This window comes from Halorhabdus rudnickae (assembly GCF_900880625.1).
In the GTDB taxonomy this organism is placed as follows: domain Archaea; phylum Halobacteriota; class Halobacteria; order Halobacteriales; family Haloarculaceae; genus Halorhabdus; species Halorhabdus rudnickae.
Window position 1 is genome coordinate 135,691 of the sequence record NZ_CAAHFB010000002.1, and the last position, 13,209, is coordinate 148,899.

The 13,209-nt window shown below is 57.0% G+C and carries 14 protein-coding genes and 1 pseudogene; 4 read left to right on the forward strand and 11 right to left on the reverse strand.

Annotated features, from left to right (window positions below; all coding sequences use genetic code 11):
• From BN2694_RS12065 to BN2694_RS12115, 11 genes are all read right to left on the reverse strand, one after another.
• Positions 1–1,368, reverse strand: coding sequence for a hypothetical protein (locus BN2694_RS12065; protein WP_135665823.1), 1,368 nt, complete (start codon positions 1,366–1,368; stop codon positions 1–3).
• Complete coding sequence (locus BN2694_RS12070; protein ID WP_244605442.1) at positions 1,361–2,266, reverse strand: hypothetical protein; 906 nt, start codon at positions 2,264–2,266, stop codon at positions 1,361–1,363. Before BN2694_RS12070 ends, BN2694_RS12065 begins: the two co-directional genes overlap by 8 nt.
• Positions 2,251–3,912: a hypothetical protein gene (locus tag BN2694_RS12075; protein WP_244605443.1), complete on the reverse strand. Its 1,662-nt coding sequence runs from the start codon at positions 3,910–3,912 to the stop codon at positions 2,251–2,253. Before BN2694_RS12075 ends, BN2694_RS12070 begins: the two co-directional genes overlap by 16 nt.
• A 22-nt stretch (positions 3,913–3,934) precedes the next feature.
• Complete coding sequence (locus BN2694_RS17770; RefSeq protein ID WP_244605444.1) at positions 3,935–4,180, reverse strand: hypothetical protein; 246 nt, start codon at positions 4,178–4,180, stop codon at positions 3,935–3,937.
• 514 nt (positions 4,181–4,694) lie between these two features.
• Positions 4,695–4,979, reverse strand: a complete 285-nt coding sequence (locus tag BN2694_RS12085; RefSeq protein ID WP_135665827.1) for a hypothetical protein — start codon at positions 4,977–4,979, stop codon at positions 4,695–4,697.
• 351 nt (positions 4,980–5,330) lie between these two features.
• Complete coding sequence (gene xseB, locus BN2694_RS12090; RefSeq protein WP_244605445.1) at positions 5,331–5,513, reverse strand: exodeoxyribonuclease VII small subunit; 183 nt, start codon at positions 5,511–5,513, stop codon at positions 5,331–5,333.
• Between the two features lie 2 nt (positions 5,514–5,515).
• Complete coding sequence (xseA, locus tag BN2694_RS12095) at positions 5,516–6,568, reverse strand: exodeoxyribonuclease VII large subunit (RefSeq protein ID WP_135665829.1); 1,053 nt, start codon at positions 6,566–6,568, stop codon at positions 5,516–5,518.
• Between the two features lie 70 nt (positions 6,569–6,638).
• Entirely contained in the window at positions 6,639–7,886 is a 1,248-nt protein-coding gene (locus BN2694_RS12100) for a phage integrase SAM-like domain-containing protein (RefSeq protein WP_135665831.1), read from the reverse strand.
• A gap of 9 nt (positions 7,887–7,895) precedes the next feature.
• Positions 7,896–8,501, reverse strand: a complete 606-nt coding sequence (locus BN2694_RS12105; RefSeq protein WP_135665833.1) for a hypothetical protein — start codon at positions 8,499–8,501, stop codon at positions 7,896–7,898.
• The gene (locus tag BN2694_RS12110) at positions 8,502–8,813 is read right to left on the reverse strand and encodes a hypothetical protein (protein WP_135665835.1); all 312 of its coding nucleotides are present in this window, start codon (positions 8,811–8,813) and stop codon (positions 8,502–8,504) included. It lies immediately after the preceding gene.
• 96 nt (positions 8,814–8,909) lie between these two features.
• A complete protein-coding gene (locus BN2694_RS12115) occupies positions 8,910–9,407 on the reverse strand; it encodes a nucleotidyltransferase domain-containing protein (RefSeq protein WP_135665837.1) in 498 nt (165 codons plus the stop codon).
• Positions 9,408–9,744: 337 nt separating this feature from the next.
• Here BN2694_RS12115 and BN2694_RS17980 point away from each other — a divergent pair.
• From BN2694_RS17980 to BN2694_RS12135, 4 genes and pseudogenes are all read left to right on the forward strand, one after another.
• Positions 9,745–11,177 (forward strand): annotated as a pseudogene (locus BN2694_RS17980) (dihydrolipoyl dehydrogenase).
• Between the two features lie 92 nt (positions 11,178–11,269).
• The gene (locus BN2694_RS12125) at positions 11,270–11,626 is read left to right on the forward strand and encodes a DsrE family protein (RefSeq protein WP_135665839.1); all 357 of its coding nucleotides are present in this window, start codon (positions 11,270–11,272) and stop codon (positions 11,624–11,626) included.
• Between the two features lie 154 nt (positions 11,627–11,780).
• The gene (locus tag BN2694_RS12130; RefSeq protein WP_135665841.1) at positions 11,781–12,164 is read left to right on the forward strand and encodes a winged helix-turn-helix transcriptional regulator; all 384 of its coding nucleotides are present in this window, start codon (positions 11,781–11,783) and stop codon (positions 12,162–12,164) included.
• Positions 12,165–13,209: FAD-dependent oxidoreductase (locus BN2694_RS12135; protein ID WP_135665843.1), on the forward strand; the 1,045-nt coding region annotated here is incomplete at its 3' end.

Below are 13,209 nucleotides of genomic sequence, written 5' to 3' on the forward strand. Positions count from 1 at the left end.
CTAGTGGATGTATCGTGGTTGTTCATCCCGCGAATGGCGATCTCGGCGCCGAGACTGTGGATCGCGAAGTTGATCAGTCTGTGAACGATCGTACGTTTGCCCGTGTTGACTCTGGTCCCCATCCCCAGACCCCTCCGTCGTGGAGGTTGGAGACGTGCTCCCGCTGTTTCCGCCGGTCCCACCATCCCCGCTGTTTCCCAGCACGTCCCGAAGCCGAGACCCTGCTTGATTCAACCGCTGGCCAGTTGCATGGGCTCGAGAATTCCCCGAATTCAGGAGATACTGCCCGTCCGTCGCAACAGCCGGCTGATCGCGTACTCCACGGGCGAAGTTCTTCCCTCCTTGCTTGGTTGTCTGGATCCGTCCTCGGGTGTTTGATACCCGCGTACGGGCCCGTTGGGCAGACATATGCTGAGAGACACGATCAGCCATGAAGAAGAGGGCACCAGCCTGCCAGAACAAGACAAGTGGAGAGACGACCGCGAGTAACGGAATGATGAGCGCTGTCAACCAAGCTCCGAACTCGCCGGCTGACGGGCCAATACTGGTTCCGAGAAGATCACCGAGTCGGAAGAGCAGTGCAACTGGCACCGTCATGAACAAGAAGGGAACGTAGAACCCGGCCAGCTTCTTCATGAATTTCGAGACCAGTGAGAACGGCCCCACGCCGGGAATCCAGAAGACGATGAGGAGCGGCATGAGGAGGACGAACAAGTAGAGGGCTACATGGCGAGCGAGATAGATCAGGCCAATCAAGATGAATAGCAGGAAGTTCGCAGATAGTGCGACAACTGTACCGAGAACGCCCATCCCGCCAAAAGATAGCTCTTGGAATAACGTGACGTCAGCCACAGTAGGAATGAGAAATCTGGATAAAGCATCCATGAACTGGAGGGAGAGAGCAGCAATCCACCACCAAGAAAGTACCCCCAATAAGCCAGCAAATGCCCGCTTCTTGAGCTTTGATCGATGAAATCCATTGAACAGGTGGCTTGTGGATTCAAGAAATATCACTACCCCAATAGCTAATCCAAAAAGGGATAATGTCAATGGGATGATTGTATCCCAATAGTACCCGTGGATAGTAGGCCAAGCTCCGTTGGTCGGCTGGTTGAATACCGCATCAGGATGAGGAGTTCCTACAACTGTCTGTAGAACTGCGTCTCCATGAGTCTCGATAACCGTCCTAATCGGAGTAAACAGTATTCTGAGCAATTCCTGAATTGCACCGATAATGATATCGCCTAAGACACCGCCACCTTCTCCACTATCTCCATCACTTTGGGCTACGACTGGTATACTCTCAAGGACTACTAATCCTAATACACAAATAGTTAGCCTAGTAGCATACGTCCGAATACTACGCATTACCCTCACCTCCATCCAACAGCTCGATCTTGACGTTCTTGCAGGAATGTTGAATGGCTGCCTGATCACGTACATGATACCCTCCAGAAATTTTCGCCCGGATCGGTTGCTCAAAATCACCGTGAGGGGTTTGCACGATGACAGCTAGCTCGGCGGTATCTCCTTCACAAGAGACTTCGTCGGTATCGCTGAAGACGAGAACACGTCGTTTCTTGAGGAATTCTCTCTCTATCCCGGGAGCGAGGAATTCATCGGATGGATTGTCAGGTCGTTCAAAGACCGTATCCACAAAACTGTCTCCTTCGATTACCTCCGGTGCGTTCGGATAAGGTGTATTTCTGAATCCAATATTGTAGATCCACGTCGGTCCAGTTCCGACGTTTTCGAGAGTTACGATCAGTCCACCAGTGCTGTTTTGATCGTCCTCAGCGAGTTCAGGTTCAACAGCCACGACGTTGATTTCTGGGCGGAGTTCGATGGGGAGTGATGCAGACGATTCACCGGAAACCGCGACGAGATCATACTCGCCGGCCGTGTACGATCCGCCGGTTTTGAAGACGATCTGGAGTTCTGCTCTCGTTTCCCCTTCTGCGACGCCAGTCTGTCTGAACAAGTTCCCATCTGGATCAATGAGGTTGATCCGATCAATATCGTGATCCTGGGGAAGCGTAACGACAAGATTCGGACCCTCTATGTCGACATCCTCAAACACTGACTCCGCGGGTGGAGTGAATTGATTCGTCGCTGTTTCGTTCTCGTTCGTACTCTCGGAACAACCGGCTACCCCAGCGATGATGGTCCCACCGGTATACGCCAACAGCTGGCGCCGACTGATTGACTGCTTTGCGGACGCTTCGACCGTCGGTGATGAGGTATTGTCAGTCACAGTCCCCTCCATGGTGGCCAGACTCGCCACCCCGTGAATCGGTCAATTATGAATACCGCCAAGAGAAACAGCGAGACTGGGACACTGAAGCGGAACAGTGTAGCCAGTAGTTGCAGAATCGGGCCCTGAAGTAGGGCAGTCGCAGTATCGCCCGTATACCCTGGCCGATTCTGCCACCAGTGTCCGGGTTCGTACCGGGCGGAAACACCGTCTGGCGGTCGTTCCAGGGTGACAGTCACAGTACCGTTCTCACTCGTATTCAGGCGGCGATCGTTGACAACTACGTAGCCGTCCCGCCGTGCCGTGTTGATCGGAGTGCCGTCCGTCGCGCGTTCGAGACAGACCTGTACCGTCGCTGTCCGCTCTGTTGCGTTCCGTACTGACAGCGTCAGGTTACTCTCGTGGATTTGGACCCGTCCGAACTGCTCTGTCGGCCGGTTTGCGTGGACGCCACGAACTAATCCCCAGGCACGAACAGATGAGAGGTTCTCCTCCGTCTTCGTTCGAGTCGCGATGCCGAAGCTGGCCGTGTAGGGTTCGCTCAGGATGTCAAGCTGTACCTTGTCGGGGAGCTGTGGTGGCTCTATCTGCCGTCCGTAGACATCGAGGATCGTTACGTTGCGGCGTGGCGTCGGTGTAGGTCCTGTCTCGATAGGATAGGCGTTGACCTGGAGCGGATGCAGCGGTGAATGAATCGTCCGCTGTCCATCGTTTGAATCCACAACGAGCGTATCCCAATCTTTGTCGCGGGCCGAATAGAAGCGCCAGACTCCCCGTACATCTCCATTGGGGAGTTTATGGCCGAGCCATGGTTGGTTTTTGAAGACGACCAGTCCGAGATCGCCGTTCGGGTACCGGGCCATGAAGCCCACCACGACGAGTTCGTATTTCGTGACCTGGACCGAATCAGATACTGTGACCTCTTCCGTGGGATAGGAAACTGACGTCCACCAGTTCGCGCACTCCCCGTCGAGATTGTGGTTGGTACACAATTGGACAGTCTTTTGCAGTCGAACAGAGATGTTTGCCTGCAGGGTTACTTGCTGACTGAGGCCAGCGATATCGTCCAGGGTATATGAGAGTGCTGGCGTATGTGATCCTGGAGCACTCGAGTTGTACGCACCGTCGACGAACAGCGTCGTCTCTTCGATATGGTGGTCCCGTAGACTCCAAAAGACGCGTCGATCGCCGGAAGTATCGTCCGGTGGGACGGCGACCCGATAATCGACTGTTCCACGAAGGGTTCCGTTTGGCGCAACGTACAGTGGTTGATGTGACGGAGAGAGTCGAGCGTGCGTCGCCGGTTGGACGGAAAATATCTCGATGTACGCTTCTCGGATGAATCGCTCGTCAGTGAGGTCGGCATCTGGTGGATAGATCGATACGGAGCTGTTTGTTGCCGGGAACTCTTGATGTTCTCCTCGGTTCCACTGTTCGACGGCCTGGGGTGGCGAATCAAACGGGATATCCGTTCCGTTCCCGAGTTGTTCCATTGCCGATTCATTATCCTTCGTCGTACCGTTCGTTCCATCCTGATCGGCGGACCAGAGTTTATTGAACGTCTCCTCTGAGACATCGTGATCCGTACTGTTCGGAGGATGGGCGGTTGTTGGTCCGACCGCGATTGCACCGACAAGAGGAGAGATGAGGAGCATCATGAGTACGACCCCGGATGTCCCGTCAGAATCCACAGCTTGTCCCACCAACCACGATATTGTTGAGAATGAACTGGACGATCTCCGTACCGAGTGGCGCGACGATAACACCCCAGAGTAGGCCCTGATTGCGGACCGTCTTCATCTCCTTTTTCCAATCAGACCGTCGCGTAAACGGAATTGCCACAGTGGCACCGAGGGCGAGAACACCGCCAATGAGCGGGCCCCCGAATTGGATGATGGCGAATATGTTCTCGATCGTGGCGGCCATGTTCGTCCCGCAGAATGCGGATCCGGTCCCCGCAGTCGAATTGTTCGATTGAGCGGCCGCCGTGCCGACAAACAGAAGCAGTGGCAACAGCGACAGGAGAATCGGGCCGACGGATCGATGAATTACACGGACCACAGAAGTCGTTTCACCAGTACTGGCCGACGTCTTCCCGGTCGAAGTCTGCGCACACATTATCAGTGCGCAGGACGAGCGTGCTCAAAAACAGTTAGAGAATTGTAATGAATTTGTAGTTCTTCAAAGTCTCCAAGTTCTCTAGAGAAGTTCGAATTCTACTGGGGTATATTCCCGGATCAGTCTGAGTGGATATGATATTAAACACTGATTTATCGACGACTTCTGGAGACACAGAATCGAGTAGCGAAAACGAGTTTGCGCGGCTTAAATGCGTCTCCCCCAACAGAAATACGACTGGCTTCAAGAAGAACTTGACTCGTTTACTATCCTCTTCAATGTACTCCGATCTCAGGTCGACGGACTTGATTCCAACTGACGACTAGATCTTGATCGGAGCGATGAGAAGAAGCGGGATCTCTTCGCCTTCGAAGTAGTATTGCTTGACTGTTGTTACGTCATCGAATTCCGATGCTCCTTGGGGAAGAGTGATTGTCCGGGCAGAGTCGTGCTCGTGAACTGAATAGATTCCAAGCTCGGAGAGATCCTCACTTTCGGTCGGATTGAGTGCTTTACTCACCTCTTTAAGCCAGGTTTCAATTGACGTTGTGGGCCCGTTTTCCCCATCGGGATCAATGCCCCTACTACCGAGACTCGCTCGAGCCATGCTACATCTAAATATACTTAATCCATACCTATAAAAAAGTACTGTTTATATACATTTTCCATATACACTATTTTGCGAGAGGTGTATGGATCAATCGTCCTTCGGGGCGAGTTATGGAGAGGCATTAAGCCAGGCCTTAAGATCCGGTCCCGTTGGGACGATAAGGATCGCCGGTGGAACGGGTACAAGTGACCACCCAACTGGGTCCAGCTGTGGTAGTGGCCATTTTCGAAGATACTGGGTAGTTAAGCGTGCAGGCTGTATCTGGGCGGGCACAGTTATTAACCAACAGGACAGAGCATCCCGGTGAAATGTTGGTTAATCCGGACGATTTGCCGACTGCCGCGCCGATCACTCGATCTCGATGACTTCACCATCCCCGTCTTGGAGCCGCTCTCGGATTTCGGACAGCAGATTCTGACCCTCATCGTATAGCTCACGGCCGTCCTCGAGCGACACGTCGTCTGCATCGAGCCGGTCGATGATCTCTTTGACCCGGTCCATTTGCCGTTTGATGTCGGGATCCTTCGGCATTCTCAGATCACTCCAAGCCAGAGGGCGGTGATAAGCAATAACAGCAGGAGGAGGACAGCAATCGTGGCCTTGTAATAGACCGTCGGAAGGCCCTCGAGAGCGGTCGCCTCCTCGACTGCCTCAGCCAGTTCCTGTTCGTGTTCGTGCTCCTGCTCGAAGGTTTCGTAGGCAGCCTCGAGCTGTTGCTCCAACGGTTCGATCTCGCTAGCGAGGAAGTCATTCCGCGACTTCGCGATGTACTCGCCGGCGGCCGTCGGCGTGATCGCGGCCATATCCGCCACCCGGTCCGCGATCAACTGGTCGTCAGTATGGCCGATGGCAGTCACAATCGGCGTGTTCGCGGTGAAAGTCGCTTCTGCGACCCGCTCCGTGTTGAACGCCTGGAGATCCGAATCGCTCCCACCACCGCGGCCGACGATGATTGCGTCGACGTCCTTTGAACGGTCCAGATGGTGAATCCCGTTCGCGATGGACGTCGGTGCCTCCGACCCCTGGACGGTTGCGTCCTTCACCAGGATATCGACGGTGGGATCCTGCTCGTGGATCGCGTTCTGGATGTCGTAGCGAGCGTCGCCCCGGAGTGAGGTTACGACACCGACCCGCTCCGGGAACGCCGGCGGGCGCTGTTTCTGCTCGTCGTCGAACCAGCCACGCTCTTCAAGTTCGCTTCGCAGTCGTTCAACGGCAGCTGCCTGGTCGCCGTCGCCGACGACGATCATCTCCCACGGTTTGAGGTCGATTTTCCCACCTTCGACCCAGTAGTCGATATCGCCCTCGAGGATGACCTCGGTTCCGTCCTTGAGGTCAGCATCCATCTCCCGGTAGCGGTTCGCCCAGATCATACAGGGAAGCTCAGCGTCGCCGTCGGTGAGCGTAAAGTAGAGCGCAGTACTGTTCTGATGGAAATCAGTGACCTCGCCGATACAGCGGACGGCCTGGAGTTCAGACGACTGTTCGATGAAGGAGGCAATCCGCTCGTTCAGGTCGCTAACTGAAAGAACCTCTGTGGTCGCGGGCTGCTTTTCCCGTTGGTCAGCATTCGATGCATCGTCCATTCAATTAGGCAATTTCGCGATAGTGTCTTGAAAAGGTAACTCTGGCTGAGGAGGGTATTGTCCGTAGTCGCTATTCTGAATCACTATCGATTTCGTCCAGAGCCTCTGTTGCGACATCGCCCAACTCTCCGGCCTCAATATGTGAGTAGCGCTCGCGGACCATCTCCTCTGAGTTGTCGAGGTAACGGGCTGCCACGGTGTACCCGAACGCGCGGACGAGGACTTCACCCATGCCACGTCGACCGCCGTGGGGAGCGAGATAGTCGTGCTTCGGATGGTCGATGTCGATCTCTGCGGCCTCTGATAGTCGCTGGAGAATCGACCGGGCACCATCGGTCGTGATCGACGGAGCGCGAATATCCTCGTCGAGCGCCAACAAAAGGTCACGAGCGTACTCGTTACGTCGCTCGTCGATTCCATCCGGGCGTTCTCCTCGGTCGGCGAGTTCATCCTGGACGAGCCCTGCGAGCGTCCGCTGATCGAATGTCGGAAACACCGGCCAGCGGTCCGTTGGTGGGTCCATCAGCTGACGGTAGCTCCGCAGCGGCGAGATCACCGGGTCGGGAAGACTCGCGGCGTCCCACTGCTGTTTCTTCCGGTAGACATCCATACTCCCGTCGTCGAGCGAAAGGTCCTCCCAGCGGACGCCGCGCCGGCGTGGGTCGTTCGGATCCCGGAGCAGTTCTCCGACACGGACAGCCGTGTACGCGAGGACGAACACGAGGGCACGATCACGAGCAGCTTTTAGTGCCGTGTATCGCGCCCGCTGCTTGTCGAGAGGATCTGTATCCTCCGGGAGTGTCGTGTACGTTTCGATGGCGTCGCGGGCTCGCTCGTCGACGTGGCGGGTAAGCGCGTGGCGCTGCTCGGACGTCCAGGCTTGCTGATCGCCGGGCTTGCGGGCGTCATCCTCGGGGAGTGGGGCCATCGCACTCGCCCGCTGGGCGTAATGCACTTCGAGATAGCCCTCGTTGACGCACCAGCCGCACCACGCAGAGATATAGCGATAATAGGTTTGTACAGTGTTCTGCTTGAGTCCCCGATCGCCGGCGAGATGCCGGGCGTACTCACGGAAGACGCGTTCGTCGAGATCCTCGAAGGTGGGTTTACGCTCGACATCGTTGGGGACGATCCCGGTCCAGTCGTCTCCGCGGTCGCCGGCTGCCCACTCGGCGAATCGCTCGAGTTCGCGGGCGACGTTCCGGCGGTAGTTCCCGCCCTCGCCCCCACGGCCCTTGCCCTTGTCTTGCAGGTAGCGATCGAAGGAACTCGTGAGCGCTGTCGTACCGTCGCGTGTCGATGAAGGGTTCTGATTCATACGGGTTCGTCACGGGAGTAGGTGGTCGTCCAGAATATCGCTACAATCAATCGGAATTCCCTCCCACACAGCTTTAACAGCGTTGTATCCGGTCCAGCCCTCACGTTCCAACAGCTCCCCGCACGCTTCACAGAACTCACGACGCGAAATGAGCTCGTTGTCGTAGAGGATATAGAACAGGAACGGCGGTGTCACAACACGGATATCTTCGTCTTGGTCGTCGACAACGCGGCGAATCGAACGCCGGCCCACTGCGTCCATCAAGATGACGTAGTCGATAGCCTCCGGATTCTGTACCACTTCCTGTCGGAGCGATTCCTCGCCAGCGTCCGCTCCGTGGGGCCGTGGCACGCTCGTCACTTGGGTGAGTGGTGTTTCGTCATCTTCGAGCGCATCAAGCACAGTACGACTCCCGTAATGTAGCCGGTATGTGCGGCTTCCCTCTGGTGCGGTGTCGTGCGTATTTTCGACGTGCTGCTTGAGTTCCTGGTTACAGACGTTTGTCGTCGTGAGGCTGACGTGTCCACTGACTTGAGGCCACAAGGAGCTATTCGCAACAGCAATCAGCGTGTCCGTATCGACGAGGATCGGATACCGTGTGTCGGCGCTAGCCATTTAGACGAGATAGTCACTAGTGTCGTCAGCGGCAGCCTCACGGAAGGCATCAATATCCTCTTCGAGGAGGTCGAGTTCGCCACCGAGGAGCACTCGAGCAGCGTCCTTCGAGAGGTCACCTGCCGAATAGCGCTCATAAATCGCGATTTTGTCGTCGTCCGTCATCGATTGCCGAAGCAACTGCGTAAGCCCCTCCCGTGCGAGTTCGCTGATATTGATGCCACCCAGATGGACGGAATCCAGTTCGGTTGCCGCTTCCTTGAGCGGGCCAGCACGGAATTTGATTGTTTCGTCGAGCGATTCCTGACTCATAATAGGAGGATACACGGGCCGGTTTGATAAGTTGTTCCCCTATGTGTGAACACTTAGGCACAGACCTACACGAGAACAGTAGCTGTCGACACGTCGCTATTCATCAGCAGTTCCTTCCTCCAAGAGGAGATTCTCGACGGTTTCGAAGTCACTCGTCTTGTAGACTGGAATTCCTGACACGACGATCTCCCGGATATCCTCGGTGTATGCCGGGATCGCTTGGACGGCCTCAACATCAATATCGTAGGCATATCGGTCACCATCAAACTCCCTGTCTTCGAGGTCACGGGCAATTGCATTCGCTTCTCGTTGGCTTTCCGCCCGCCCAGAACGTGTTAGCACCCAGAGATCGATATCGCTTCGTCGGTCAGCCTCGCCCCGAGCCACACTCCCATAGAGAATGATGCCGACGACGTCGTTGATGTTCTCACGGAGTTCCGTGACCGCAGTTTTGACCGGTTGGTGATACTCTGATTGGGGAATGTGGAGGATTGGATCGTCTGGGATAGACAGGCGCTGTCTGTTGATCTGGACAAGTCGCTGGTTGCCTTCGGAAGATTCGACGACCAAGTCATTCGCACTGAGAACGTTCACTGCTCGTCGGATAGACTGGTGGGGATGACCGACCTGCGCTGCAAGTTCTCGCAGGGAGAAGTCACTGAATCGGTAGTTAGATAAAAACAGAAGGAGGTCGCTCGTCGCTTTGTGTTTAAATAAATCTGGATCTGAAGGGGGTACTGAAAGAGAAAGAGCCATCATAGATGAATTCGAACTATCCGCTTCGTGGTTCATATGCCGTATGATAGACCACTATTATAAAAACAATATTCTATTTAGCACCTACCTTTATGCAAATATCACTTTCTTCCTCACGAGCGGGTTACCGTGACGTAGCACTCTGTTTGATGGGCGAGTAGCCCGACGTTCCGGTATGGATGAATTTGACTTCGTCGTCATCGGTTCGGGATCGGGACTCGACGTGGCGAATGTGGCGGTCAATCAGGGTCAGTCCGTCGCTATCGTCGAGAAGGGACCGCTCGGCGGTACCTGTCTTAACCGCGGCTGTATCCCGTCGAAACTCCTCCTGTATCACGCCGACGTTCTGGAGACGATTGAACGTGCAAACGAGTTCAAGATCGACGCGACCGTCGAAGGTGTCGACTTTACGGAGATCGTTCGAGAAGTCAACGAGGAGGTCGGCGAGGACGCGGCGTCGATCCGTCGCGGCCTGGAATCCTCGGATCGCCACGAGCTGTTCGACGGCGAGGCCCGCTTCGTCGACGATCGCACGCTGGAGGTCTCCGGCGGTAAGGACGACGGCGCACGCCTGCGGGGGAGACGATACTGATTGCCGCAGGAACGCGGCCGGCGATCCCATCTATCGACGGAATCGAGGACGTCGAGTATCTGACCAGCACCGAAGCGCTCCAGATCGAATCGCCGCCCGAACACCTCGTGATCGTCGGCGGCGGGTACATCGCGGCGGAACTCGGGCACTTCTTCGGCACGTTCGGCAGCGACGTGACGATCGTCGGCCGCCGGCCACACTTGCTTCCCGACGCCGACGAGGAGGTCGCGACGGCGTTCACTGAGCGGTACGCCGATCGATTCACCGTCCACACCGGCCACACGGCGACGGCAGTCAGCGAGGACGACGGCGAGATCACGCTGGAAGCCAGACCGTACGAGTACGGCAATGATCTTGGTGTCGTCGAGGACAGCGAGCCGGTGACAGTGACCGGCGACGAACTCCTCGTCGCGGCCGGCCGTGTCCCGAACACGGACACGTTGCACCTCGACGCGACCGAGGTCGAGACAGACGACCGCGGGTTCGTTGAAACTGACGACTACCTCCGGACGGACGCCGACGGCGTCTGGGCACTGGGCGACATCGTCGGAGAGTACCTGCTGAAACACAACGCCAACCACGAGGCAAAAACGGCGGCCCGCAACATCTTCGGGAGCGAGCTGCAGGCTGTCGATTACACGGCGATGCCATTTGCTGTCTTCGCCTCGCCCGAGGTGGCCGGTGTCGGCGCGACCGAGAGCAATCTCCGGGCCGCAGAGCGCGAGTACGCGACGAACACGTACCAGTACGGGGACACTGCCCGTGGTGACGCGATGCACGCCGAAGGATTCGTGAAGGTCCTGATCGATCCCGATGGCGAAATTCTCGGCTGTCACATCATTGGTCCCGAAGCCTCGACGCTCGTTCAGGAGGTCGTCGTCGCGATGAAGTCTGGTTCCGGGACCGTCCGGGATGTTCGCGAGGCCGTTCACATCCATCCAGCATTGCCCGAGGTCGTCCAGCGGGCGTTTACCGGTCAATTCACGCGCGGCAACGACGGTCATCGGCATCACTGAGCGGGTGGTCGGTTGGCAGTTACGGCCGTGTCACTCCCTTACTTGAACGTTCGCGCGGAATTTAGTGTGTCTGGCCACCATCGACGCTTGCAATGACAAACGCAGCAGTCGTCATCCTGGCAGGAACGGAATCACACGCAGACACCGGCCGACTCGTCAATGGCCTCGAAACCGCCAAGGAGTTCGCCCAGACCGAGGGTGACGAGGTCGAGTTGATCTTCGACGGGGCCGGGACGCAGTGGATCCCCGAACTCGAAGACCCGAAGAACGACTACCATGAACTCTACCAGGCGGTTCGTGAGGAAACGTCGGTCTGTGACTTCTGTGCCGGCGCGTTCGGGGTCTCGAATGCAGTCGCCGACGCAGGCGTCGTCACGCTGGACGATCACGACGGTCACCCGAGCATTCGCTCGCTGGTAGACGACGACTACGAGATCATCACGTTCTGACCACGGCTCGATCGCGTTCTCCGTCCTTCGAGCAGTACTCGCCGGGCGTGATCCGTCAGTTTTCTTCTCCTATTTGAAACTTGTGGTGGTCCGGACCCCCATTGCTCGCGCGAGCTATATTAAGTAGTCTACCGGTACCATTGTGAGCCACACCATGAGTTCCGACGCGCAGACGGCGACGAGCGTTCCAGAGCGGACGACGGTGAACGCACCGCGGTTTTTCGAACCCAGCGAGGCGTTCGATAACATCCAGACGGTCACCGGACGGAAGTGGCATCTCCGGATCGTCTACCACCTGCTCGAAGACGGTCCGCTGGGATTCAGCGATCTCAAAGGCTCGCTCGACGGGATCTCCTCGAAGATGCTCTCGGAGAGCCTCTCTTCGCTGGAGGACGAACGTCTCGTCGCCCGCGAGATCGTTAGCGATCAGCCAGTCCGGGTCGAGTATTCACTGACCGATCGCGGCGCAGCACTCGAACCCGCAGTCGAAGCACTCCTCAGGTGGGACGCCGAGTTCGATCGCGAGGAGGCCAATTGAATGGTTCACTACGACGTCCTCGTGATCGGCGGTGGGACCGGGAACAACGTTGCGGCAGCCGCGGCTGATGCGGGACTGGACACGGCACTGGTCGAGAAGGGACCACTTGGCGGCACCTGTCTCAACCGGGGCTGCAACCCCTCGAAGATGCTCATTCAGGCTGCCAGTGCTGCCCAGGATGTCCGGGAAGCTGATCGATTTTTCCTCGATGCTTCGCTTGAGGGCGTGGATTTCTCGGCTATCATCGCCGACATGGACGAGACGCTCTCGGGACTCGCCGAAGGTATGGAAGAGGCCTACCGCGAGAAGGACGATCTCACGCTATACAATGACGAGGCTGTCTTCGTGGACGAGCGAACCGTCACGGTCGACGGCGAGCGCGTCAGCGGTGACAAGGTCGTCGTCGCCGCCGGGAGTCGTCCACTCGTGCCGCCGATCGACGGCCTCGATTCGGTCGAGTATCTCACCAGTCGTGAAGCGCTGTATCTCGACGAACAACCCGAGAGCCTCGTCATCATCGGTGGCGGATATATCGCTGTCGAGTTGGGCTACTTCTTCGAAACGCTGGGGACAGACGTGCGCATCATCGAATCCGGTGAGACCCTTCTTGGCCGGGAAGATCCCGACGTGAGCGAGACGTTCACCGATATCGCACGCGATCGTCACGGGGTTCACACCGGGTATCGCGCGACTGCCGTCGAATCGGTAAACGGTTCCGTCCGGGTCACCGCTGAGAGCGAAGACGACGACGCGATCACCGTCGAGGGCGAAGAGGTGCTGGTCGCGGCGGGCCGACGACCGAACACGGACACACTCGACGTTGCGGCAGCCGGGATTGAGACGGACGACCGCGGGTTCATTCTGACGGATGAACGATTGCAGACCAGTGCGGAGAACGTCTGGGCCCAGGGCGACATCGCGGGTAACGCGATGTTCAAACACTCAGGCGATTACGAGACGCGCGTCGCGATCGACAATGTCGTCCACGATGCTAACCGGCCGATTGACCTTTCTGCGATGCCCCACGCTGTCTTCACAGAACCAC